General features: G+C 36.3%; 19 protein-coding genes. 8 read left to right on the top strand and 11 right to left on the bottom strand.

Translation table 11 applies throughout. The features are described 5' to 3' along the window. The 3 genes from GJV85_RS09310 to rpsO all read right to left on the bottom strand — a co-directional run bounded on the left by GJV85_RS09310 (position 1) and on the right by rpsO (position 2815). On the bottom strand, positions 1–1893 hold the full coding sequence (locus GJV85_RS09310; protein ID WP_207561110.1) for a methyl-accepting chemotaxis protein: 1893 nt from the start codon (positions 1891–1893) through the stop codon (positions 1–3). Positions 1894–1910: 17 nt separating this feature from the next. Further along, positions 1911–2339, bottom strand: a complete 429-nt coding sequence (locus GJV85_RS09315) for a PAS domain-containing protein (RefSeq protein WP_207561111.1) — start codon at positions 2337–2339, stop codon at positions 1911–1913. A gap of 200 nt (positions 2340–2539) precedes the next feature. Continuing rightward, the gene (rpsO, locus tag GJV85_RS09320) at positions 2540–2815 is read right to left on the bottom strand and encodes a 30S ribosomal protein S15 (protein WP_207561112.1); all 276 of its coding nucleotides are present in this window, start codon (positions 2813–2815) and stop codon (positions 2540–2542) included. Between the two features lie 162 nt (positions 2816–2977). Here rpsO and GJV85_RS09325 point away from each other — a divergent pair, with 162 nt between their 5' ends. From GJV85_RS09325 to GJV85_RS09335, 3 genes are read left to right on the top strand one after another with little or no spacing between them, the layout of a single operon-like run. Next, the gene (locus GJV85_RS09325; protein ID WP_207561113.1) at positions 2978–3382 is read left to right on the top strand and encodes an RrF2 family transcriptional regulator; all 405 of its coding nucleotides are present in this window, start codon (positions 2978–2980) and stop codon (positions 3380–3382) included. A gap of 3 nt (positions 3383–3385) precedes the next feature. After that, positions 3386–5563: a flagellar biosynthesis protein FlhA gene (gene flhA, locus GJV85_RS09330; RefSeq protein WP_207561114.1), complete on the top strand. Its 2178-nt coding sequence runs from the start codon at positions 3386–3388 to the stop codon at positions 5561–5563. A 26-nt stretch (positions 5564–5589) separates the two neighbouring features. Beyond that, entirely contained in the window at positions 5590–6669 is a 1080-nt protein-coding gene (locus tag GJV85_RS09335; protein WP_207561115.1) for a DHH family phosphoesterase, read from the top strand. Positions 6670–6689: 20 nt separating this feature from the next. On the opposite strand, the gene GJV85_RS09340 is transcribed toward GJV85_RS09335, so the two are convergent. Genes GJV85_RS09340 through pyrH form a run of 6 tightly spaced genes read right to left on the bottom strand, consistent with a single transcriptional unit; the run spans position 6690 to position 13496 of the window. Then, positions 6690–8066, bottom strand: coding sequence for an N-acetylmuramoyl-L-alanine amidase family protein (locus GJV85_RS09340; protein ID WP_207561116.1), 1377 nt, complete (start codon positions 8064–8066; stop codon positions 6690–6692). Between the two features lie 7 nt (positions 8067–8073). Then, complete coding sequence (locus GJV85_RS09345) at positions 8074–9165, bottom strand: nitronate monooxygenase (RefSeq protein WP_207561117.1); 1092 nt, start codon at positions 9163–9165, stop codon at positions 8074–8076. Continuing rightward, the gene (gene tyrS / locus GJV85_RS09350; RefSeq protein WP_207561118.1) at positions 9165–10364 is read right to left on the bottom strand and encodes a tyrosine--tRNA ligase; all 1200 of its coding nucleotides are present in this window, start codon (positions 10362–10364) and stop codon (positions 9165–9167) included. The genes GJV85_RS09345 and tyrS overlap by 1 nt, the downstream gene beginning before the upstream one ends. A gap of 19 nt (positions 10365–10383) precedes the next feature. After that, the gene (locus tag GJV85_RS09355) at positions 10384–12537 is read right to left on the bottom strand and encodes a RelA/SpoT family protein (RefSeq protein WP_207561119.1); all 2154 of its coding nucleotides are present in this window, start codon (positions 12535–12537) and stop codon (positions 10384–10386) included. A gap of 5 nt (positions 12538–12542) precedes the next feature. Next, positions 12543–12764, bottom strand: a complete 222-nt coding sequence (locus tag GJV85_RS09360) for a DNA-directed RNA polymerase subunit omega (protein WP_207561120.1) — start codon at positions 12762–12764, stop codon at positions 12543–12545. A gap of 21 nt (positions 12765–12785) precedes the next feature. Next, complete coding sequence (gene pyrH / locus GJV85_RS09365; RefSeq protein ID WP_207561121.1) at positions 12786–13496, bottom strand: UMP kinase; 711 nt, start codon at positions 13494–13496, stop codon at positions 12786–12788. Between the two features lie 98 nt (positions 13497–13594). On the opposite strand from pyrH, the gene GJV85_RS09370 reads away from it, so the two are divergent. Further along, complete coding sequence (locus tag GJV85_RS09370) at positions 13595–14221, top strand: alpha/beta hydrolase (RefSeq protein WP_207561122.1); 627 nt, start codon at positions 13595–13597, stop codon at positions 14219–14221. Here GJV85_RS09370 and GJV85_RS09375 read toward each other — a convergent pair. Together GJV85_RS09375 and GJV85_RS09380 are read right to left on the bottom strand one after the other, a co-directional pair. Next, positions 14211–16514, bottom strand: coding sequence for a molybdopterin oxidoreductase family protein (locus GJV85_RS09375; protein ID WP_207561123.1), 2304 nt, complete (start codon positions 16512–16514; stop codon positions 14211–14213). The genes GJV85_RS09370 and GJV85_RS09375 overlap by 11 nt on opposite strands. A 2-nt stretch (positions 16515–16516) precedes the next feature. Then, positions 16517–18097 carry a DmsC/YnfH family molybdoenzyme membrane anchor subunit gene (locus GJV85_RS09380; protein ID WP_207561124.1) on the bottom strand — a complete coding sequence of 527 codons (1581 nt, stop codon included), beginning with the start codon at positions 18095–18097 and terminating at the stop codon, positions 16517–16519. A 153-nt stretch (positions 18098–18250) separates the two neighbouring features. On the opposite strand from GJV85_RS09380, the gene GJV85_RS09385 reads away from it, so the two are divergent. The 4 genes from GJV85_RS09385 to GJV85_RS09400 all read left to right on the top strand — a co-directional run bounded on the left by GJV85_RS09385 (position 18251) and on the right by GJV85_RS09400 (position 24318). Continuing rightward, positions 18251–19699: a sensor histidine kinase gene (locus tag GJV85_RS09385; protein ID WP_207561125.1), complete on the top strand. Its 1449-nt coding sequence runs from the start codon at positions 18251–18253 to the stop codon at positions 19697–19699. A gap of 132 nt (positions 19700–19831) precedes the next feature. After that, positions 19832–21112, top strand: coding sequence for an MFS transporter (locus GJV85_RS09390; RefSeq protein WP_207561126.1), 1281 nt, complete (start codon positions 19832–19834; stop codon positions 21110–21112). A gap of 28 nt (positions 21113–21140) precedes the next feature. Further along, positions 21141–22430, top strand: coding sequence for a uroporphyrinogen-III C-methyltransferase (gene cobA, locus GJV85_RS09395; RefSeq protein ID WP_207561127.1), 1290 nt, complete (start codon positions 21141–21143; stop codon positions 22428–22430). Beyond that, positions 22414–24318, top strand: a complete 1905-nt coding sequence (locus tag GJV85_RS09400; RefSeq protein ID WP_207561128.1) for a ferredoxin--nitrite reductase — start codon at positions 22414–22416, stop codon at positions 24316–24318. Before cobA ends, GJV85_RS09400 begins: the two co-directional genes overlap by 17 nt. Positions 24319–24366: the final 48 nt, after the last annotated feature.

Below are 24366 nucleotides of genomic sequence, written 5' to 3' on the forward strand. Positions count from 1 at the left end.
TTAACCTTGCTGAAGTTCATCAGCCATAACGGCCAACTCTTCTACGCCTTCTCCAATATGAGTAACAGTATCTATAATTAATTCACTTGCCTTACGTGATTCCATAGCATTTCTAGCACTAAGCTCAACAGCTTTTTGAATCTCGTTAATTCCAATCATCACCTGATTCATACCTTCTAGATTTTGATCATTTGCAGCCTTAAGGCCCGTATATTTATCTAGTAAATCAACTAGCATATCAGTAATCGTAACAATGTCCTCAACCAAAGAGTTAATATTTGTCTCTTCTAAACCTTGCGAATGTAAAAGATCACTCCAGTCACCCTTAACAGTATCAATCTCAGAGTTCATAGATTCAACGATATCATTAATTTTTTCAGTATTTGATTCTGAGTCTTTAGCAAGATTTCTAATGTCAGCACTTACAACAGCAAAACCTTTGCCAAAATCACCTGCACGAGCAGCTTCGATTGAACCACTAATGGCAAGCATATTAAGCTGAACAATCGAGTTTGATATATTTCCAACTGTTTTATCAACACTTTTTGTCTCTTTAACAATCACATTTAACTCAGAAGCAGCACTATTTCCTTGTGCTATGGAGTCTGCAAATGAAGTTTTAATTCCAATAACTGATGATTTAAGTTCATTAAAAGATATTTTTAAAAGATCGAAATTTCTTCTTGCTATCTCTATAAGTTTATCTATATCTTTAGCTGTAAGAAGCCCTGATTGAATTAACTCTTTATTATTTAACGCACTCTGGTTTGTACTTTGCGAAGCCTCTTCCATTTGATTTAATGAAGCAGTAACATCTTCAAGTGCATTTTGAATGTCATCCATAGAACCACTAATAGTATCAGCACTTAATGCTATATCTTCAGCGGACTTCATAGTGTCTGTAGAGTATTTTAACTCTTCAGCTAGATTAGACAACTCTTTGATGTCATCTTCTGTTTGAGAGAGTGCATCTGACTGTATCTCTATAGAGTTGAGTGTAGTTTCAACTGAAAGGGCAATTTGAGATGATGCCACAGCAATCTCTTGCGAACCGGCATTAATCTTATCTATAGAGTTTCCAAGTTGACTTGTATATGAGCCTATACTTCTAGATGCTTCAACAGAATAGACTGCTATTTTAGTCAACTCTTCCATCTTAAGACTTAACTCATTTCCTTTACTACCATTATCAGCGATAATATTTGTCGTAGAGCCTATGCTTCTGATGATACTATCTATGCTACTTTGAATTTTATTTACAAGTTCAGAAATAAACTCAGCATTTTTTTCACTCTCTCCAGCTAACGAACGAGTCTCATCTGCAACAACGGCAAAACCTTTACCATGCTCTTTTGCACGCGATGCTTCAATAGCTGCGTTTAATGCTAGTAAGTTAGTTTGGTCTGCAATCTTTGCAATAAATCCAACTGCATTACCAATATTTTGAGAAGACTCTTTGAGCTCTTCACTCTTTGTTGAAGACTCTTTTGCCACATTTACAGCGGTCGCCATTCTATCAACGGAGGTATTGATTTTATTTACTGCGGCCATGATATTATCACCTGCAGCTAGAGTAGAGTTTGTTACACTCTCTATAGTTGAAGCCATTCGTCCAATGTTAGTGTTTATGCCTTTGACGTTTGAGAGAGCTTGCTCACTCGCGCCACTATTCTCTTCAGCTGCTGTTGCAATTTGCTCCATTGAAGATTTCAACTCTTCTATTGCACTTACACTCTCTTGAGCATTTTCTAAAATACTCATCGAAACACCAGCAATGCTCTCACTAATTTGTTGTTGTTTAGCTAATGTTCTCTGTTTTCGTTTATCAGTTCCCGAACTAGGAGCTATTACTGCTGAAGATGTGCCCGAACCACTTTTTTTCATTAATGCCATTATAAAATCCTTTTATCTTAATCTAGTGTTGCGTAAAGTTCTTGGGCTTTTTGAACATCTTCACGTGATGGTTTAGTGCGTATTGATACATATTTTGTGTTTCCATTTTTATCTATAGAGCGTAGGATTGTTGCAAGTACCCAATAATATCCTCCACCTTTACGTGCATTTTTAACAAAACCTGTCCAGAAGCCTTTTGCTTGAATATCTCCCCAAAGAGACTTAAATGCAGCTCTTGGCATATCGGGGTGTCTAACGACATTATGTGGTTGGCCGATTAGTTCGTCTTCTCTCATATTCGCAATTTTTAAAAAGGAGTCACTTGCATATTTAACTATCCCCTTTTCATCTGTTTCTGAGAGTAGATAAAGATCATTATATAAAACTTCTCCATCTTCTAAAAATGTGAGACCTTCGGTACTAATATCATTATTATTTTTTGACACACTAAACCTCCAATAAAATCAAATTATAATAATCATACTCTTTAAGAACTGAAAGTAAATTAAAAAATTAATATTTATGAGTAAAGATTGTAATACTAGAAGGCAGTGTGATAAAATATACTATTTTAGGGGGTTTTAAAGAAAAAGAAAGAGCTTAAAACATAAAGAAAAGTTTTAAGCTGTATAAGAAAAGTCTATAACTAGATATTGTCACGAATCTGAAGAGATTCTACAAGGTTAAGGTATGCTTCTTTATTAACACGCTTGAAATATCTCATAAGACGACGACGTTTACCAACTAACTTAAGTAGTCCTAAGCGTGATGCATGATCTTTTTTAAATATTTTTAAGTGCTCTGTTAACTCTGCAATTCTAAGTGTTAAAAGTGCAATTTGAACTTCACTTGAACCAGTATCGCTCTCATTGCGACCATATTTTGTAACTATTTCTTGTTTTTTAGCCGAATCTAAAGCCATGATAGCCTCCTGATGGGTATATTAATCTAACTTAAATGCAAATTGCAGATAAAGCTGAACCGGGATTATAGCTAAAATTTTCTTTATCTTTATTTATTTATAACTTTCATCTATATTTTAGCTATAATAAGAGTTCTAAATAATTATGTAAAGTGCAGATATATGTTAATCACACGTGCTAGCGAATATGCCATACTATCTTTAATCCTTCTCTCATCTGCTAAAGAGCCAATGGATAGTGAAACCCTCTCAAGAGAACTCTCCATATCTAAAAGCTTTCTAGCTAAAATTTTGCAATCATTAGCAAAAGTAGGAATTTTACAATCATTCAAAGGTGTTAATGGTGGATTTGCATTAAGTAAAGAACCTAAAGATATCTCTATGCTTGAGGTAATGTCTAGTGTTGAGGGTAAAGCACCTGCGGTTTTTGAGTGTGCTCCATCTGAAGAAAATTGTCCATCTGATAGAGCTAACATATGCTCAATTTGGCCATTTTTAAATAAACTACAGGGTAAAATAGACTCTTTTCTAGCAGACCTTACACTTGCTGACCTTATAGACGAGTAGTAAATGGCAAGAAAACTCACTCTTAAACAACAAGTAGGTACAACTTTAAACTTCTTACTTGGTCAACGTGATTTAAGTGTTGTAGTTTTTGTAATGGCTATTTTAGCTATTATCATTGTCCCTTTACCCTCAGCTATTTTAGATCTACTCCTAACTGTTTCTATGTCTCTTGCTGTGCTAATCTTACTTATCTCTTTATATGTTCCTAAGCCTACTGACTTAACAACATTTCCAACCCTTATACTCATACTAACTCTCTTTAGACTCTCTTTAAATATCGCTACTACAAGAATGATTTTAAGTCATGGGCATGAGGGTCAAGGTGGTGTCAGTGAGATAATAACTAGTTTTGGAGACTTTGTTGTAGGAGGAAACTTTGTTATAGGTATCATAGTTTTTTCTATCCTTGTTTTGATAAACTTCATGGTTATTACAAAAGGTTCAACAAGAGTTGCTGAAGTTGCAGCTCGTTTCGTACTTGACTCTATGCCTGGTAAACAGATGGCGGTTGATGCGGACTTAAACGCAGGGCTCATTGATGATGCGGAGGCCAAACAACGCCGTGCAGAGATTCTTCAAGATGCAAACTTCTATGGAGCAATGGATGGTTCGAGTAAGTTTGTAAAAGGTGACGCCGTTGCGGGAATAATCATTACTCTTATAAACATCATAGGTGGATTTTTAATTGGCGTGTTCCAGCATGATATGAGTGTAAGTGATAGTGCTTCAGTCTTTACTCTACTAACTATTGGTGATGGACTTGTTGGTCAGATTCCAGCACTCATTATCTCAACAGCTACTGGTATTATGATTACTCGCTCATCGAGCGATGGTGATAATTTTGCCGAGGGTACTATAAACCAGATGGCAGGAAATGCAAAAATCATGATGATAGTTGGTTTTATCATGATTCTGTTTGCTCTTGTTCCAGGTCTACCTACAGCTTCAATGGGGCTAGTTGGTATACTTTTTTCCGTACTTGGCTGGGCAATATATAAATTTGACAAGGGTGAACTTAGCATACTTGACGTTGATAATTTACTCAGTAAAAAGTCTCAAGAGACTCTAGACAAAGAGAGACAAAAAGTCAAACCTCAAAAGAGTAATGAAGAGATAGCAAAAGAAGAAGAGAACGCTTTAGAAGATATACTCAAAGTCGAAATGCTTGAACTTACACTTGGATATCAGCTTATCAAATTAGCCGACAACTCTCAAGGTGGTGATTTACTTGAACGGATTCGTTCTATGCGACGAAAAATTGCTAGTGATTTTGGTTTTTTAATGCCTCAAGTTCGTATAAGGGATAATCTTCACCTCCAACCAACTCAATACCAGATACTCCTAAAGGGAATAAGTATTGGTGAGGGCGAGATCATGCCTGACAAATTTTTAGCAATGGATAGTGGAATGGCTACTGGAGACATCAAAGGCGACCCTACAAAAGAGCCTGCTTTTGGTCTAGATGCACTTTGGATATTTCCAGATGATAAAGAGGACGCCATCATCAATGGATATACTGTAGTTGATCCTGCAACGGTTGTCTCAACTCATATGAGTGAGCTTATTAAACGCAATGCTGAAGAGTTACTTACTCGCCAAGAGGTACAAACACTTATAGACAAGATTAAAGACTCTTTTCCTGTCATCATCGATGATGTACTTAAAGTTGCAAGCATTGGTCTTATTCAAAGAGTTTTAAAAGCTCTTTTACATGAAAAAATTCCACTCAAAGATATGCTAACAATTCTTGAGACGATTGCAGATATTGCAGAGTTTACAAAAAATGTAGACCTCATAACAGAGCAAGTACGTGCAAAACTCTCAAGGATTATAACGCAGATGTATTCAAGTGAAGATGGCGTTATAAGACTCTTAACATTTGATACAAATGCAGAACAACTACTTTTACAAAAATCTCAAGAGCAAGATGGAACAAGAAACCTTTTGCTTAATGTTGGTGAGATAAATGCACTTATCCAGGCAACAAGTACAAAAGCAGCGGAACTCCTTCAAAAAGGAATTTCTCCTGTTATCATAATAGTAGATCCACAACTTCGTCGTGGAGTAGCGGAGATATTTGAGCGCTTCTCTCTTGATGTTGTAACGCTCTCTCATGCAGAGATAGATTCAAATGCTACTTTTGAAGTACTCGGCTCAATCGCATTAAATACAGAAACATAAAACTATAAACTAAAAAAGGTCAAATCATGAAAAATAGAACTATCCACCATCTCTCCCACATAGACTTAGATGGCTATAGCTGTCAGCTTATTATGAAATCTACTCCATATCAAAAATATAACTATAACGCCAACTATGGTCCAGAAGTAAAAGCTAAATTAGACATCATTATAAAAAATATCATCGATAAAAAAGATAAGGCATTAATACTTATCACGGATTTAAATCTTACTGCTGATGAATCAAGATGGCTAACTCATGAAGTTCAAAAACTAAACAAAAATAAGATTGATGTTAATCTAACTCTTTTAGATCACCACGGGAGTGGTCAAGAGAGTGCGAAGAAACATGACTGGTACTATCTAGATGAGTCCCGCTGCGCCACTAAAATCACGTATGATTATGCCAAAGAGCACTTTGAACTTGATGAGCCAGGGTGGATGTCAAAATATGTAGACGTAGTAAACGCTGTTGACTTATGGAAAAAAGAGGAGCATGATAACTTTGAGTATGGTAAAGTTTGTATGAGACTTGTTACAGAAACAAGAGAGCTTAATCGTGTTATGTTTGCGGATGAAGACTCTGAGTACAAGTTGTCACTTCTCATGGAAGCAGTTAAATACATACATGAAGAGGATGCTCCTATAGTTTTAGATGAAAAAATTCATTTAATAAAAAAAGAGTTCTTTAAAGAGGGTAATAATGACACATTAGATAATCTAGCTACAAAATATATAGTAAAACTTCTCGGGTCTCAAAGAGCAACTAACACCATATACTATAAAGGGTATAAAGGTTACCTCTCATACGCGGTTGGAAATACTTCTATAATTGGAAATGGTTTTCTAGTAGCTTATCCTGAGTATGACTTTATTGTTGATGTAAGCTTTAAGGGTGCGATGAGTCTTCGTGCAGATAATAATGTAAGTGTAGCTCAAATCTCTAAAGAGTGGGCAAATGGTGGTGGACATCCAAATGCAGCAGGCGGTAGAATAATGGGCTTTAAAGAGCAATATAGATACTCCAAAGTTAAACAACAGATTGAGCAACTTATCAATGATAAAGAGTCAGTAGCAGGACAACTAGATTACAAGAAAGAGGATTAATTAATCCTCAGAACATAAAATTAGTTATTTTTAAAGTATCTCTCGATTCCATTTGCAAGACCCAGTGCCAATTTCTTTTGGTACTTATGTTTTACTAACCTTTTAGCCTCTGTTGGGTGAGATATAAATCCAACTTCGACTAAAACAGCAGGCATTTGTGCACCAACGAGAACCCAAAATGGTCCCTCTCTAACACCAGCATCTTTTACTTTTTTATAGCTTTTATTCAGTGAGGCTAATGCACCGCGTTGTAAATCTATTGCTAGCTTATTAGCTGCAACTATATTATGAGAGTTAATGGTATTTAAAAAACTCTCTTTGCCATAAAAGTCCATCTCACTCATATCTGCCATATTCTCTTTTTCAGCAACTTTTTTTGCTCTTGTAGAACGTGACTTAGATAAGAAATATGACTCTATTCCTTGTGCTTTATTTGCATGCTTTTTACCTACAGCGTTAGCATGAATACTAATAAATATATCGGCATTTTTATTATTAGCAAATTTTGTTCTTTGGCTAAGTTTTACAAACTTATCTCTATCTCTTGTCATATAGACTTTAAATCCACGTGATTTTAAAATATCTTTTAATTCCTGAGCGATCTGAAGTACAACAACTTTTTCTCTATATTTTTTATATCCAACTGCACCAGGGTCTTTACCCCCATGTCCAGCATCTATTACAATTACCTTATTTCTATCAAGACGTACAGGAGTTTTAACTGTACTCTTCTTTATTTTTTGAACACCTATGGTACTTATATTAATAGTTAATTGATTGTTTTGAGGATTAAAACGAACTTTTAATTTTTCTCTATTTTCTATAACTAAACGCAGGGTTGAAGGATTAAATTGTGCTAGCTTAATTTTATCAACACCATCTTTTCGTAAGTTTTGAGATCTCACAAGCATAGATGCATGAATATCAAAAACATACTTGTATCTCTTAGTTTTTGAATCAAAGAGGGTGAAATAATTTATCTGATTATTTCGCAGTTTTTTGTCAAACTCCATAACAAGCTTTCCACTTTTCCACCGTATTGATTTTAAACTATGTGAAGATTTTACTTTTATATTTTTTTTACTTTGAGTGTTTTTCTTAGAAGTTTTATAAGAAGATTTTGGTTTTGTAGTTTCAAGTTCATCTGAGTATTGAGATACATCTATATGAAGATTGCCACCACTCTTAACTATACCCTCTAAAGAGTTAAGTCGTAACTTATCATTTTGCCCCATTAAGGCTCTTAAATATAAGTTTTTAAAGTCGTTGTATGCGCGAAACTGATCACTTTTACTTTTTGATTTTAAAAAGCCATTTGCCCGCTTTAAAATCTTACTATCGCTAAGGGCGTGAAGAGAAATTGCAAATAATAGTAGTGCAATTAGAAGGCGAAACATTTAAGTCTTATTCGCCCTCTGTAAGTTTTGTAATAAGTTCTTTTACTGAGATAATTTCAGTAAGTCTGTAGCCATTAGTTCCAGAGAAAAAGAGTCCAGTTTCTAGGTTACCTTCATAAGCATCACTCAATCTATCAGCAATACAAAATCCAACTATTTTAGCCTCTTCCCCACGGTTACATGGTGCAACACAATTTGAGATACACTTAACAGCTGGTCCCTCGCGTTTTTCAACAAGTTTAGTCAAGTTAGTAACAACACCTTGTGCTGGGTATCCAACTGGTGAAGACATAAGTTGGATGTCCTCTTCTTTAGCAGCTAAAAGTACCTTCTTCATATTTTCATGTGCATCACACTCATGTGTACCTATGAAACGTGTTCCCATTTGAACACCTTTAGCACCAAGTTTCATCATCTCTTCAATATCATTTTTATCCCAAACACCACCTGCAGCTATAACAGGAATATCACCCCATAGAGCTGCTTCTTCTACAACTGGTGCTACGATATTTTCTAATTGATGCTCTTCCATTTTACACTGCTCATAAGTAAACCCTTGATGTCCACCACTCTTAGGTCCCTCAACAACAACAGCATCAGGAATACGGTCATAACGTTTCTTCCAGCGTTTACATATAATTTTAAGTGCTTTTGCAGATGAAACAATAGGCACAAGTGCTACATCAGGATACCCTTCAGTAAACTCAGGCATATTTGTTGGAAGTCCCGCTCCAGTAATAATGATATTTATTCCAGATTCACATGCATCACGAACAACACGACCATAGTCATTTATCGCATATAAAATATTTGCAGCAAGTGGTTTGTCACCACATATTGTTCTAGCACTTTTAATGATGGCATCAAAACCATCTTTAGAGTAGAAGTTAGCTTCACTTAAAGGACGATCTGAAACTAATTTTTTAGAATATTCTTTGTTCTTGTAGTAACCAGTTCCAACTGCACTAATAACGCCAAGACCACCCTCTTTTGAAACATTTCCAGCTAGTTGATCCCAACTTATTCCAACACCCATTCCACCTTGAATAATTGGTTTAGGAATAACATATTTTCCAATTTTTAAAGAGTTAAAGCTCATTAATTTACCTTTAGTTTTGCGAATTTTCTTTTACCAACTTGTAGTAGGTACTCACCTGCTGATAGTTGTAACTGTTCATCCGATACTTTTTCTTGATTTATTTTAACGCCACCTTGCTTAATATCTCTTCTAGCTTGCGAAGTTGAGGGCTCAATGTTACAATCTACCAATGCTTTTGCTATCCAAACCTCTCCATCACAACTAAATTCAGCGATATCTGTTGGAATTTGACTTTTGGCATGTACTTTATCAAACTCTGACTTTGCATTTTGAGCAGCTTCTAGGGAGTGAAAACGAGCAGTAATTTCCACTGCAAGTTCTTCTTTGACCTTCTTAGGATGAAGTGAGCCCTCTTCAACAGAACTCTTCATAGTTGCTATCTCTTCTAAAGATTTTGTACTTAAAAGTTCAAAGTAACGCCACATTAATTCATCTGATATGCTTAAAACTTTTCCAAACATATCATTTGCTTCATCTGAAACGCCGATATAGTTCCCAAGTGACTTACTCATCTTCTGCACACCATCAAGACCTTCAAGTATTGGCATCATAAGTACAGCTTGTTGTTTTTTCACATTGTAAGACTTTTGAAGTTGGCGTCCCATTAGAAGGTTAAATTTCTGATCCGTTCCACCAATCTCAACATCCGATTTTAGATAAACGCTATCATAACCCTGCAGTAGTGGATACATAAATTCACTCGTTGCGATAGGAGTGTTTGACTTAAATCTTTTTGAGAAGTCATCTCGCTCCAACATACGGGCTACTGTAAGATTTGAAGCCAGAGATATCATATCTGCAGCACTCATCTTTCCTAACCAATCGTCATTATAGACAATATCGGTTTTTTCAGCGTCAAGTATCTTAAAAGCTTGAGTAGTATAACTCTCTATATTTTTTATAATATCTTCTTTTGAGAGCACTTTTCTAGTTACATTTTTTCCAGTTGGATCGCCAATAGTTGCCGTAAAACTTCCAATAAGAAACTGAACTCTTGCACCATATTTTTGAAAAGTTGCTAATTTTTGTAATAGAACTGTATGACCTAGATGAAGGTCTGGTGCAGTTGGATCAAACCCAGCTTTAACACTATAAGTCTTTCCTTCATCAAAGTACGCTCGAACTAATTTTTCTATGCGTTCGTTGTCAATAATCTCTGCACAACCTCTGTTTATTTCACGTAAAGCTTCTTCTATCATTCATCTTCTCTTTTTCTAGTTAGTTTTTATATGCATCATCTGATCTTACAAAATGTATTACTTTTATTTTTGTTTCTATTTTAGCACGTAGTGTGTTAATATCAGCTTCTTTAGACTCAAAACCAAGCTCACAGTACTTTGTATAGTCTGGGCTCTCTTTACCTAATTCTATTGAATTTATATCAATATTTAGCTTTACTAAAAATGTTAAAAATTCCGCTAAAGCACCTTTTTCATTATGCAGAGATGCTATTAAACTATATCTATATATTTTTCTTTGAGCCCATTTTACAAAAACCATAGGATGATTTGAGCCAAACTCTTTAGCAGCTTGCTTACAAAGTTTATGATGAACGTTCACTTTAGACTTTTCTAAAAAGCCAACTATTTCATCGCCAGCTTTAGGATGACAACAATAATTAAATACAACATCACTGATTGTAGATGTAGAGTAAATTTCAAGGCCTGCTAATTTTGTATGTTTTAGCTTAAATCGATGACGTGATAAGAAGCCTTTAAATCTGTTATTTTTTGAAATTTCTAGTACATATTTAGATATTACATGCTTGAAGTGTTCGACATCATTTGGAATGCTTGAGATACTATCACAGTTATTTTTATCAAACCACTCTTCAACTCTACTATAGTTTAAACTCATTGCAGCTGCCACTATACTTATAGCCACAGTATGATTAATCTCTCGTACTTTTGCATTACAGTTTAGTTTCATATTTGATTGGGCTTTTGACGTTTTTACAGCATCTATCCAACTACATCTCGTAATAAGTTTATCTTTAGTAACTATTTTAACAATATCGCCATTATTTAACTCAGTCAAAAGAGATGCTTTTGTTTTATTTACAAGTGCTGAGAAGGCTTTATTTCCCACTTCTGTATGAACACTATAGGCAAAGTCTAAAACAATTGCTCCACGCGGAAGAGTAAATGCGTCTCCCGTAGGAGAAAATACTGAAATATCTTCAGAGTAGAGATCATTCTTTATAAGTGCATAAAAATCTTCAACGGATTCATCTTGATACTGAAGATTATCTAACCAATCTAGCTTAATATTGCTAGCGCTACTTTTATATTTCCAGTGTGCTGCGACACCAAGCTCTGCTGTTTCATGCATCTCGTATGTTCGAATTTGAACTTCAAATATAGCAGTATTATAAAAAACACTTGTGTGAATAGTCTGGTATCCATTATCTTTAGCAATGGCAATATAGTCTTTAAAACGAGAAGCTAAGGGACGAAAATGTAGATGAATTAAACCTAAAACATTGTAACATTTTACAGGATCTTTAACTAAAATTCTCAAAGCTAAAAGGTCAAGCACTTCATCTATTGAAGCACCTTTTCTCTGCATTTTAAGATAGATAGAGTATCTATGTTTTACACGTGAGAGTATCTCAAAATCATCATCACAAAATCCATTTTGAATAAGTAGTCTTGAGAGAGCCTCTTTGAACTCATTTAACTTCATTTCTATTGAGTGGTAGTTTGTGTCTAGGTAGTTGTCAATATGATGTTTTTCTTCTTTAAAAAGATAAGAAAAGCTTAAATCTTCAAGAATGTTTTTTAGAAAACTAATTCCTAAGCGGTGTGCGATAGGTGCATAAACAACAAGAGTCTCTTCTGCGATTCTAAGCTGTTTATACTCTGCTAAAGCATCAAGTGTAAGCATATTATGCAGTCTATCACATAGTTTAATAACCAACACTCTTACATCTTGTATACTTGCCAAAAGCATTTTTCTAAATGAAAGAGCCGAAGCAACTAGCTTCTCATTTGAGTTTGATGGAACAAGTTCACTATCACGAATCACGTCAATCTTTGTAAGCCCTCCAACAAGATGGGCTACGTCTCGTCCAAACATCTCCTCAATTTCTAAAATCGTAGTATCTGTATCTTCAACTACATCATGTAAAAGTGCTGCAATTGCCATAGATTCATCATTTGTAATTGATGAGACGATGGACGCTACCAATATTGGATGTACAATATAGGGCTCACCACTTTTTCTAAACTGTTCTTGATGTGCGTTTATTGAGTATTGGAGTGCTTTTTTTAGAACCTCAGTTGGCTCTATACGGGAGAATAAATATGTAGTCGCTGAGTCAACATCATGGAGATGTTTAACTTTTTCTATCTCAGTTTGACTCAGAGGCAAGAGGTTTACTTTTCTATATTAGTGAAGCCTTTAAATACTACAAGGCCCTCTGCAATTTCCATTAGGGCTAAATCTGCAGACTTAATGCTGTTAGAACTTACACTTAACTTACTCACTGCACCATTTTCTAATTCATCACATCTTTTTGCTACTGCAAGTGCTAATTGATAGTTATCCATGCTTGGGTTAGCATCTAAAATCTTCGCTGTTAATTCTTCTGTTTTCATATATAATTTCCTTTGGTTTATCTATCTTACTATTGAACAGTTGTTCATATTACCATTTAAAATATCTAAAAGGTTCCCTTTTATTGACATATCACAAACTATAATTGGGAGCTTGTTATCTTTAGCAAGCGCTATTGATGTGTCATCCATAACTTTAATATGATCTTGAAGAGCTTGATCATATGTGAGTTCATTTAGTTTTACTGCATCGTTATATTTAGCTGGATCTTTGTCATAAACACCATCTACTTTTGTAGCTTTAATAATAACTTCTGCACCGATTTCAACAGCTCTAAGTGTAGCTGCAGTATCTGTTGTAAAAAATGGATTTCCAGTTCCCGCAGCAAATATTACCACGCGTCCTTTTTCAAGGTGACGAGTTGCTTTACGGTTGATATATGGTTCAGCAATCTGTTCCATTTTAATAGCAGTCTGCATGCGAACTTGAAGCCCAGTATGCTCACATGCCTCTTGCATAGCAACGCCATTGATGACAGTTGCTAACATTCCCATATAGTCACCAGATGTACGTTTAATTATTCCATCTTCTGCAGCTGTTACACCACGGATGATATTACCACCACCAATTACGATACCAACTTCAATACCTGCATTTACAAGAGACTTAATCTCTTCAGCAATGTACTTTAAAATCTGTGTATCAATTCCATGACCCGCTTCACCAGCGAGAGCTTCACCTGAAAACTTTACCAAAACACGTTTGTTAGCCATGAGTACACCTTATTTATAAAAATCCGTGAATTATACTAAAGAATCTCTTTATAAATGCTTTGGTCTAAAAAGTCAAATTAATTTATGTATAATATGAGATGAAAAATTTAGAATTAAACAATATATTTATCGAATCAAAAATACCCTCAAAGAAGCTAATGATTATTTTACATGGTCGAGGAGACTCTTCTGAGGGCTTTGTTGGGCTTCCACCTTTTTTAGGCTTAGATGATATGAACTATCTTCTACTTGACGCTCCATTTGAGTACTACACAGGCTACTCTTGGTATCCTCTTCCTCCAAATCAACTTCCAGGAATTGAGCACTCAAGCATAGTTCTTACAAAGGTACTTGATTCACTTTTTGAAGAAGAGTTTAACGCAGAGGAGAGTTTTTTACTTGGCTTTTCTCAAGGCTCGCTGTTAACCTTTGAATTTGGTGCGAGATATCATAAAGTCTTAGCGGGATATATCGCCATTAGTGGATACATTTATGATGCTAAAAAACTTTTAGAAGAGATGAACCCAGAAGTAAATAATTCTCATTGGTTATGTACACATGGAACGTATGATGGTGTTTTGCCATTTGACGAGTCAAAAAAACAAGTGGAGTTTCTTCAAAATGGTGGTTTTAACATAGCGTTCAAATCATACGATAAAGATCACAGCATAGCAAAAGATGAGCTAGATATGATATCTGAGTGGATAAGGAGTATTAAACCTTAGCACTCTGCTGTAATACGTTTTCTTGAATTTTCACGCCTTCATAAGTGCTTTTTATATGTTCTATCTCGCCACTCACTTCTTGTTCTTTAAAAACGAGCCCATCAGGAACCTCAGCAGAGTGTAGTTGAATGGCAGTCTGTTTAAAGTTTGGCTCCCCAGATTTTGGACAGAAGCTATCATTTGTTAGAGTATTTACCAGCTCAGTATTAAAATGGAAGGGAATAAAAATATTTCCAGCTCTTACGCTCTGCGTTACACGCACAACTACGTCTTCAACTCTTCCTCGAGCACTTGATACTGCCATTCTATCGCCACTTTTTACTTTTAAGACATCTGCATCCTCAGGATTTATATCTACCCATGCTTCAGGCGCTAAATCATTGAGTATATCTATACTTCGCGTTTTAGTTCTTGTATGCCACTGCTCAACCGTTCTACCTGTATTTAAAAGTGCTGGAAATGCAGGAGATATTGGCTCCGCCATAGGAAACCAATCTGCACAAATAAGATTTGCTTTTGCATCTTTTGTTGTAAACGCGATATCAGCAGAGTAGAGTCTCTTTGTTCCAAGAGGTCGCTCCTCATTACATGGCCACTGAATTCCGCCCTCTTGCTCTAAAAGCTCATAAGTTATACCTGAGTAATCACAGAGCTGACCTTTACTCACCTTTTTCCATTCATTAAAAGCGTCTATTGGTTTCTCCCACCCATTAAATAGCATCTCGTTGACACCATCAAACTGTTTTGAAAACTCTAAGATTATGTCAAAGTCGCTCTTAGAATCACCTAATGGTTCAACTGCTTTATTTGCTCTGTTACATCTGCGTTCAGAGTTTGTATAGACACCCTCTTTTTCTCCCCATGTAGCAGCTGAGAACACAATATCAGCAATCTCAGCAGTGTCGCTCATAAAAGCGTCTTGCACTACGAGCAGGTCAAGCTTAGCCAAAGTCGAGCGAAGTTTTTCTTGGTTTACAAAACTTACAAGTGGATTTGTAGCGACTATCCAAAGCGCTTTTATCTCTCCTCTATCTATGGCATCTATAATCTCTGCGTATTTATAACCGCGTTCTCTTGGAATAATCTCCTCTGGTACATTTACAAGAGCCGCATACTCTTGTAAAGCAGCCTCGTCTCCAAAATTTCTATACCCTGGCAGTGATGAAGTAAATCCAGTCTCACGTGTGCCCATGGCGTTACACTGACCAGTGATAGAAAAAGGACCTGCTCCCTCACGGCCAATTTGACCCGTTAAAAGGTGTAGATTAATGATGGCACTAACCGTGTCCGTTCCCATAAAAGATTGGTTCACTCCCATAGTCCAAGCTGAGAGAACCGCGTCTTGAGCGCTAAACTCACGTGCGAGTTCATAAAGCGTTTTGACATCTATGCCTGTGATGTTTGAGACCTCTTGAGGTGGATAATTTTGAAGATGCTTTTTAAGTTCTTTGTAGCCATTCGTATTTGCTTTTACATAACCCTCATCTTCCCAACCCTGCTCCATAATAATATAAGCAAGTCCATTATAAAGTGCCAAGTCTGTACGAGGTTTTATGGGCACAAAGAGGTCTGCCATTTGTGAAGTTTTAGAAGCTCTAGGATCTATGACTATCACTTTTTTATTTGGTTTTTTGTTTTTGTTTAGATGAAGAGTAAGTATTGGGTGGTTATCCGCTATATTTGCGCCTATTAAGAATATGGTGTCGGCATGAGTAAAGTCTTCATAAGAGCCAACGGGGCCATCACTTCCTAGGGATTGTTTATATCCCATAACAGCCGAAGCCATACATAGAGTTGTGTTTCCATCATAGTTATTAGTCCCAAGTCCTAACTGAACAAACTTTCCAAGCGTATAAAACTCTTCAGTTAAAAGCTGTCCCGTACCTATAACGCCAATAGCCTTAGCTCCATGCTCTTTACTTATGCGTTTAAATTCATCCGCTACTTTGGTATAAGTCTCATCCCATGAAGAAGCACTCAAAACACCCTCTTTTTTTATAAGTGGTGAAGTTATTCTATCAGGCGAGTTTAACATATCATGCTCACTCAAACCTTTCGGACAGAGTGTTCCCATGTTTACGTTATGTTTTGGATTTCCTTTTGTATGTATCGCTTTTCCATCTTTAACTCCGATGTAAAGCCCACATCCAACGCCACAGTACCCACAAGTTGAAAAGACCCACTTGTCTGGCTTTTTTTCATCACTTATCATTCCAAATTGTGGATCGTGCGAGAGTTTATACTTCTGTGCTTTTATATCAAAACCTAAAAAATCTTTTATCTTTTCTATCATCATTAACCCCTCTGCTTACCAACAAAAAATCCACCTGCCATTCCTAGTGGAACAACTGTGGAGTAGAACAAAAATCTATCGCTTATTTCACTCATAAACGCGACCAATAGAGCTATTCCTAAAACCCAAGTAGTAGCATTCACATATGCACCGCTTAAAAGCACAAGTGCAAGAAGTGGAAAAATAAGGCCACCTGCAAGTAGCGTCACTAGTCGCGTTACTTTTATGTTTTTAAAGTTCTCATTTAAGAGTCTTTTTGTTCTTTGGAGTTGGTACTCATTTTCCTTAGCATCTAAAGTTTTTATATCTTCATAATTAAAGAAAAACTGTGAAATCGCTCCTATAATACTGAGTGTGACTAAAGGTCCTACAACTTCATGCAATGAAGTGAGACTGCTTATAAACGCTAGTAACGTTATACCCAAATAAGCTACTCCAAAAAACTTCATATTTGTTGTTACTCTATCCCATGATGGACGGGCTTTTATACGGTAAATCATTGACTGAGCATAGATACCATATATTCCAGTCGCTAAGATAATGGCTTCTACAACTAAACGCAAGCTTTGCGAAAACTCAAAAAAGTAGAGAACTACATTGACACTCATAAGTCCTGTAAATACTCCAAGTGCTAAGGCTTCCCTAGAGAGCCATGATGTTTTGATATTTTTCATCGCAGTCAGCGCTAAAAATGGACGACCTAAATGAAGTGCTGAAAGTGGTAATCCTATAGCGGATGGTAGCATTACTAAAAGTGCCATTATCCAAGTAGTACTTGAAAATCCAAAAAGGCTCATCACATCACCTAAAAAGAGTGCGAAGAACCCACCCAGAGAGATTTGAGTGAGTACCGTCATAAAAACTAATGGTACTTCAGGGTGTGCAGGGTTTAATATATGCTCATCCATCTCTTTCATTATCTCTGGCATATTATCAGGGAGAGTATATCTTGTAGTAGAGTTTGTGATTCTAGCGTCTGGTAAAAACGGCATATTTCCTTGCTCGTCTATGTCGCGTTCAAGCCACTCTTTTATATTTACCGCTTCTATCTCAATAGCACCTGATGGGCACGACTGAACACAAGCAGGAGACTCACCAATGTCTAAACGCTCATGACACATATGACACTTTGTGACAATATTTCTCTCTTCATGATAAGTAGGAACGCCATAAGGGCAGTTCCAAGTACAGTACTGACACCCTATACAAGTGTCATCATCATGTATAACTATTCCAGTTTCAGCGATTTTAATGTAAGACTCAGTGGGACAACCGATAAGACACTCAGGGTCCTCGCAGTGGTTACAACTCATAGAGTTTAAAAGTTGAGTAAACGCAGGAAATACACCACCCTCTATCTCACCAACTCGTCTCCATTTGATATCTGCTGGATTATTATTTTGCTCATTACACGCTACTTCACAACATCTACAACCTACACAGGCCACAGCGTCAAAATGAAATCTATACTGTTCACCCTCTTCTAGTTTAGGTATATCTATAGAGTAGTTTCCACACTGCATTCCCGTATCGGCTTTGTATTTTATAAAGTTCTCTAAAGGTGTAGCTGAATCTTCTTGCATCAAGTATAGTCCATATTTAAAAATTGGGTAATTATAACTATACCCGTATGTGAAATATCATTTTATCTGTATAAAAAACAGTCACTATCAATTTTATTATTTTTTATACACAAGTAAATAGAATATTAAACTCTAGAAGAGTAAAATAAATCCATGATAAAAAATATCAATATTGAAATTAAAATTATTATTAGTATCATACTATTTACAACAGTTATATTAGGCTTTGAGCGTTACTATATGTCAGATGTAGTAATAAAGCAGTTTAAAGAATCAAAAAAAATTAAAAACAATATACTTATTAATACAATTCTTCCCCTAGTAAGCCTCAACCTTTCGTTTGGCCTGCATGATTCAACAAATGAGTACCTCGACTTGATTGCTAAACAAAATAGTGATGTTGAATATCTTGAACTAAGAGATAATAATGCCAACTTGTTATATATGCATAATAAAGAGGATGAAAGTAGTTTAAGTTTTGTGCATTCTGAATCAGATATAGTATCTAGAAATATAGTAGACACAGTTACAAAAAAGCAACTCGGCACAATTGAAATACACTTCTATGATGATGACTACAGACATATTATTAAAAGTAACAACAAGGTAACACTCACCATTCTTTTTGTAACGCTTGTGCTTCTTAGTATCTTTATACTTTACATCAAACAAGAGTTTAAACTTTTAAAGGAGCTAAGCGATAAAGTTTTAGCATATAACCCAAATAAAAATAACTTAACTATTGAGAAACTAGATAGAGAAGATGAAGTAGGAATTATTAATAATGCTATATTTACTATGGTTGAAAAGATAAAAGATTATGCATATAAACTCGACAAAGCTAATATCTCCTTAGAAAAAAAAGTGATTAGAAAAAGTGATCAAATTGCTGAACAAGAGGAGATGATTCTAGCTCAATCCAAACTTGCTACAATGGGTGAGATGATGAGTATGATTGCCCACCAATGGAGACAACCACTCTCAACAACAACCCTTTTAATTACTAACGAAAAACTCAAAAACATGCTAGCCGGTAAAGAGGAGAGTGAATATGACAAGATCTTAGATAAAATTTCTAGTACCCTTATGTACCTCTCTGAGACTATTGATGATTTTCAAACCTACTTTAAACCAGGAAAAGCTAAAGAAGAGATATCCGTCAACTCGATAATAGAGCGTGTAAAGGGTTTTATTGGGGCAAGACTTACTATGTCCAAAGTAGAACTAAATGTAGATATTGAAGATGATATACTTGTAAAAACTTATGCAAATGAACTCGTACAAGTAATCATGAATATCCTTAACAACGCTACTGACGCACTCATAGAAGCAAGAGAGCAAGAGAGAAAAATTTGGATTAAAATGCAAGTTGATAAAAATATTAATATATCTATTGAAGATAATGCTGGTGGAATAGATAGCAGTATCTTGCATAAAGTTTTTGAGCCATACTTTAGTACAAAGTCTAAAAATGGTACTGGACTTGGTCTTTATATGGCAAAAATGATTATAGAGAATCATATGTCAGGAGAGCTAAGCGTGAGTAATTCTCAAAATGGTGCACTCTTTAAAATAACCCTTCCCCTAAATAGTAAATCATAAAAATCCTCATGTAAATTTAAGATTAGACTGTATAAAAAATATACAGATAATGAGTTATTAAATAAATAACTACTGTTATACTTCCCCCATAAAATATTTCACAATGAAATTTTAAGTAAAGAAGGAAAAGTAATGGCAGGATTTAGTGCACTTAAGGGACAAGGGGACGCGAAAACGCTTTTTGCAGCGTTTTTATATTTTGATTTTAGTTTTATGGTTTGGACAATGCTCGGGCCATTATCAACAGAGATAGCTGAAGCATTAGCAGTCGGTGGGTTTATCATGAGTGCGGGTCAAAAAGCAACACTGCTTTCTATCCCTATTTTAGCGGGAGCGCTTCTTAGAATTTTACTAGGATTTGGCGTTGATAAGTTTGGCGCTAAAAAGACGGCTCTTATGAGTCAAGCAGTTGTTATCTCAGTTTTATTTTACGCATTTTTCAGAGGTGCTAGTATATCTTACGATGAGCTTTTATTTGTAGCGTTTGGTCTTGGTTTTGCTGGAGCGTCATTCGCCGTTGCTCTTCCACAAGCGGGTCAGTGGTATCCACCAAAACTTCAAGGTATCGTTCTGGGTATTGCAGGAGCTGGAAATATCGGTGTTGTTATCGACTTCTTGTTTGCTCCAAAAATCGCTGAGATTTGGGGTTGGGAGTCTGTATTTTTAGTTGGAGCAGTACTTTCATCTATCATCTTTGTTGCATACATCTTTTTAGCTAAAGACGCGCCTGCTGAAGTATATACGCCTCGTCCTAAGAAATTAAAAGACTATGCAAAACTACTTAAAGATAAAGACACATGGTGGTTTAACCTTTTTTACGCTGTAAGTTTTGGTGGATTTGTTGGGTTTGCTGGATATATGAAAGTATACCTTATGAATACATACCAAGCAGATATGTCAGCATTTGGTATAGATGTATTTGACGAAAGCAATGTAAAAGTTGTTGCTGGTTACTTTGGAGCTTTATGTATCTTTGCAGGTGCAGTTTTACGACCAGTTGGTGGAGCGGTTGCAGATAAGTTAGGTGGTATCAAGTCACTTTATATCTTCTTTGGTTTAGTAGCTCTTTTAGCTGTACTAAACGCGACTATGACTCTTCCTTTTTGGATAGCAATACTAGTACTGTTTTTAATCATGGCTAACCTAGGTATGGCAAACGGTGCAGTGTTTCAACTCGTACCTCAGCGTTTTGGTAAAGACATAGGAATCATGACAGGTATCATCGGTGCTGCTGGTGGACTTGGTGGAACGGCACTTATTAAAACACTTGGTTGGTCTAAGGGTGCGTTTGATGGTTACTCGGCTGGATTTATGATCTTTGCTGGTGTAGTTCTAATCGCTCTTATGGGAATCTCTTTAGTTAAAACTAGATGGAGAACAACTTGGGGTGTTCAAGCTGGTGGAAGAATTTAAGCTAGCAGAGCTTATTAAGGAAATCATGATGAAATACAAAACACTACCAATAATACTTAAAGATATGAAAATCCTCCTTATTGGAGGGGGTAAAGTTGCTCTACAAAAAGCTGAAGTTATGCAGAGAAACCGTGTAGACTTTGAGTGTATCTCAGCTGAATATATAGATGAATTTAAAACTATAACTTCTAAACAGACTTTAAAAAGCTTTGAGATAACAGACCTCAACTCGTATGGCGTTATCATAGACGCGACAGGTTCAACAGACGTAATGGATGAGCTACTTGAGCATAAACGCGAACGTAACTTTTTATACAACTGCGTTGACGTTCCAGAAGTTTGCGACTTTTTCTTTGCAGCCCTTATAGAGTACGGAACTCTTAAGATTGCCGTATCTTCTTCAGGTGCTAGCCCTACACTCGCTCAAGCTGTTAGAAACAAGATAAAAAGAGTATTACCTCACACTTTAGAGACTCTCAATCATGAACTTCAGATTAAACGCAGCACTGGAATCATAGATATAAAACAAGCAAGAGAAGAAGCAAGCAAGATGCTAGGGAGAGTCACTCTTGTAGGTTGCGGAACTGGCGATGTAGACCTACTTACCATCAAAGCGTATAAAACGATACAGAGCGCTGACGTTGTTTTCATAGACCACCTTATAAGCGATGAAATCATAGAAATCATTCCAAAAGGCACAATGCAAATATCTGTTGGAAAACAAAAAGGTGCTCATAGCGTTAAACAAGAGAAGATTAATGAGATGCTTATAGAGTATGCTAGTAAAGGTTTGGAGGTAGCTCGTCTTAAAGCTGGAGATCCGTATATATTCGGTCGTGGAGCAGAAGAGGCACAAGCACTTATGCAAGAAAACATTAGAGTCGACGTGATTCCTGGCATATCATCGGCAATAGCGGGACCACTAAGCGCAGGTATAGCGCCAACGGCTCGTGGATATGCTACTAACCTCTCTATAGTCTCAGCTCACTTAGCGGGAAACTCTATAAACACACAGTGGATAGACCTACTTAAGATGAAAAACCATACAACCATAGTACTCATGGGGCTCTCTCGCGCCGATGAGATAGTTAAAGCCGCGCTTGAAGCTGGAGCTGATGCAAATATGCCTACAGCCATCATATCAAATGCGTCACGTCCAAATCAGACGAGCGTTATCACAACACTAAAAGAGTTACCACTAGCTGCAAAAGATGCGCCAAGACCTGGAATCATAGTTTTTGGTGACGTTGTAAACCTGCATGAAGTACTTCCACAATACGAAACTCAAGAGGAGATATCAGATGAAAAAATTGCATGATGCCAGTGTCGCTAGAAGTAAAAAAGTAAATAAGATAGAGGGTATTAAAGAGTTAAAAGACCCAATAGAAGCTTTTAATATGATAGAGACATATGCAAAAGAAGGCTATCAATCCATTCCCGATGAAGATAAAAAGTACTTTTTAAAATGTTTTGGCATCTTTGATAAGCACACTCTCACTCCCGAACAGTTTATGATGCGTGTAAGAGTTCCCGGTGGGCATCTAAGCGCAGATCAAGCAAACGCCATTGGTCAAATAGCCAAGCTATATGGTCAAGACTATATAGATATCACTACACGTGCTCAAGTTGAACTGAGATACTTAAGTATAGAGGATATGCCAAATATCATACAAGCACTAAAAAAAGTTGGATTAGACTCTTATCAAACAGGAGTGGATAACTTTAGAAACATTGTCACCGATCCATTAGACGAGTTGGGTTTTGACACTATTCTTCCATCGTATAAAGTGCTTGAAAAGATTCAGAGTCAGTTTTTACACAACCCTGAGTGGATATCTACGCTTCCAAGAAAATTTAACACTGGTATCACAGGTTCACTCTCAAACAGATGTAACATCTTTGGACAAGATTGCTGTTTTGCTCTTACACAAAAAGATGGTGTTTATGGTTACAACATGTATCTAGGTGGTCGCGTTGGCATCATCGCTAAAAATGCAAATATTTTCTTAAAAAATGAAGAAGAGGTTTTAAAAGCTTTTGACTCTATCACAAATATTTTTAAAGAGTTTGGTTTTAGAGACAATAGAAATAAAAATAGACTACACTTCCTTATAGAAGCGGTTGGAATGGAGGAGATATCAAACGCCATTCGCCAAACTGCAGGAGTTGACTTTGCTAGTGCTGGAATCACTATGACGAGCATGAACTCAAACGACTCTGAGTCGGGTCGCGTTCAGCTTCGTGATGGTAGCTTTGGTATCCAAGTCGTTGTTCCATCGGGTATATTTAACGGAACGGATCTCATCAAAGTTGCTAGCCTGAGCGTGGAACATGGTAACTCTCAAGTAAGATTTAACGTTGAGCAAAACATTCTTATTCTTGGAGTAAATGACGTTGATACGCTTCTAGCAGATGAGTTTTTTACAAAGTTTAAAAACGTAAACACTCCTTACTTTAACAACCTCATTGCCTGTGCGGGAACGCAACACTGTACTTTTGGCGTTATAGAAAACAAACAAGACGCAGTTGACTTGTCACAATATCTTAGTGAAAAAGTTCCAATGGAGTCAGGTCGCATACGTATGTACTGGTCAGCCTGTGTTAAAGGTTGTGGAACTCATGAAATCGCCGACATTGGCTTTGAAGGGTGTAAGGCAAAAGTAAATGGCGTTACAGAAGATGGCGTTCACATAACCCTCGGTGGAAAAGTAGTTAGCGATGGTAAAAATGGCTATACCGTTATGAAAGCAGCTCCACTTAGACTTGCAAAGTACTATATAGAAACATTAGCCCTAGAGTATAAGAAGTTAAGACTCCAAAATGAGTCTTTTGAGAGTTTTAACGATAGAGTTTTAGTGAACTATACACCCGCTTACATAGGTTTTATGATGAAACTCCAAGCCTATTTAAGAGCGAAAGATATAGAGATTGATTTAAATATCAACAGTGTTTTAAAAACTGGTAAAAATGAGGAGTTTGAAGTTTTTGAACTTGGTCGTAAAATCCACTACTTACTCTCTAAAGAGGAGGCTTACTCTTCGTATGCAAGGTTTACAAATGTAAACAAAAGAGAGAAGCTAACAGCTCTTAAAAAACTTGTACCAAATATCGATGAGGCACTCTCAGAGGTGGTCTTTAAAATGCTCGATGAAGAAGAAAAAAGAGCTGTTGTTTTTTCAGAACTCACTCCACTTATTGAACTTTAAGTTCAATAAGTTTCTCTTAGTCCCTTATTTACACATACATACTTATAA

It is taken from the genome of Sulfurimonas aquatica (genome assembly GCF_017357825.1).
In the GTDB taxonomy this organism is placed as follows: Bacteria; Campylobacterota; Campylobacteria; order Campylobacterales; family Sulfurimonadaceae; genus Sulfurimonas; species Sulfurimonas aquatica.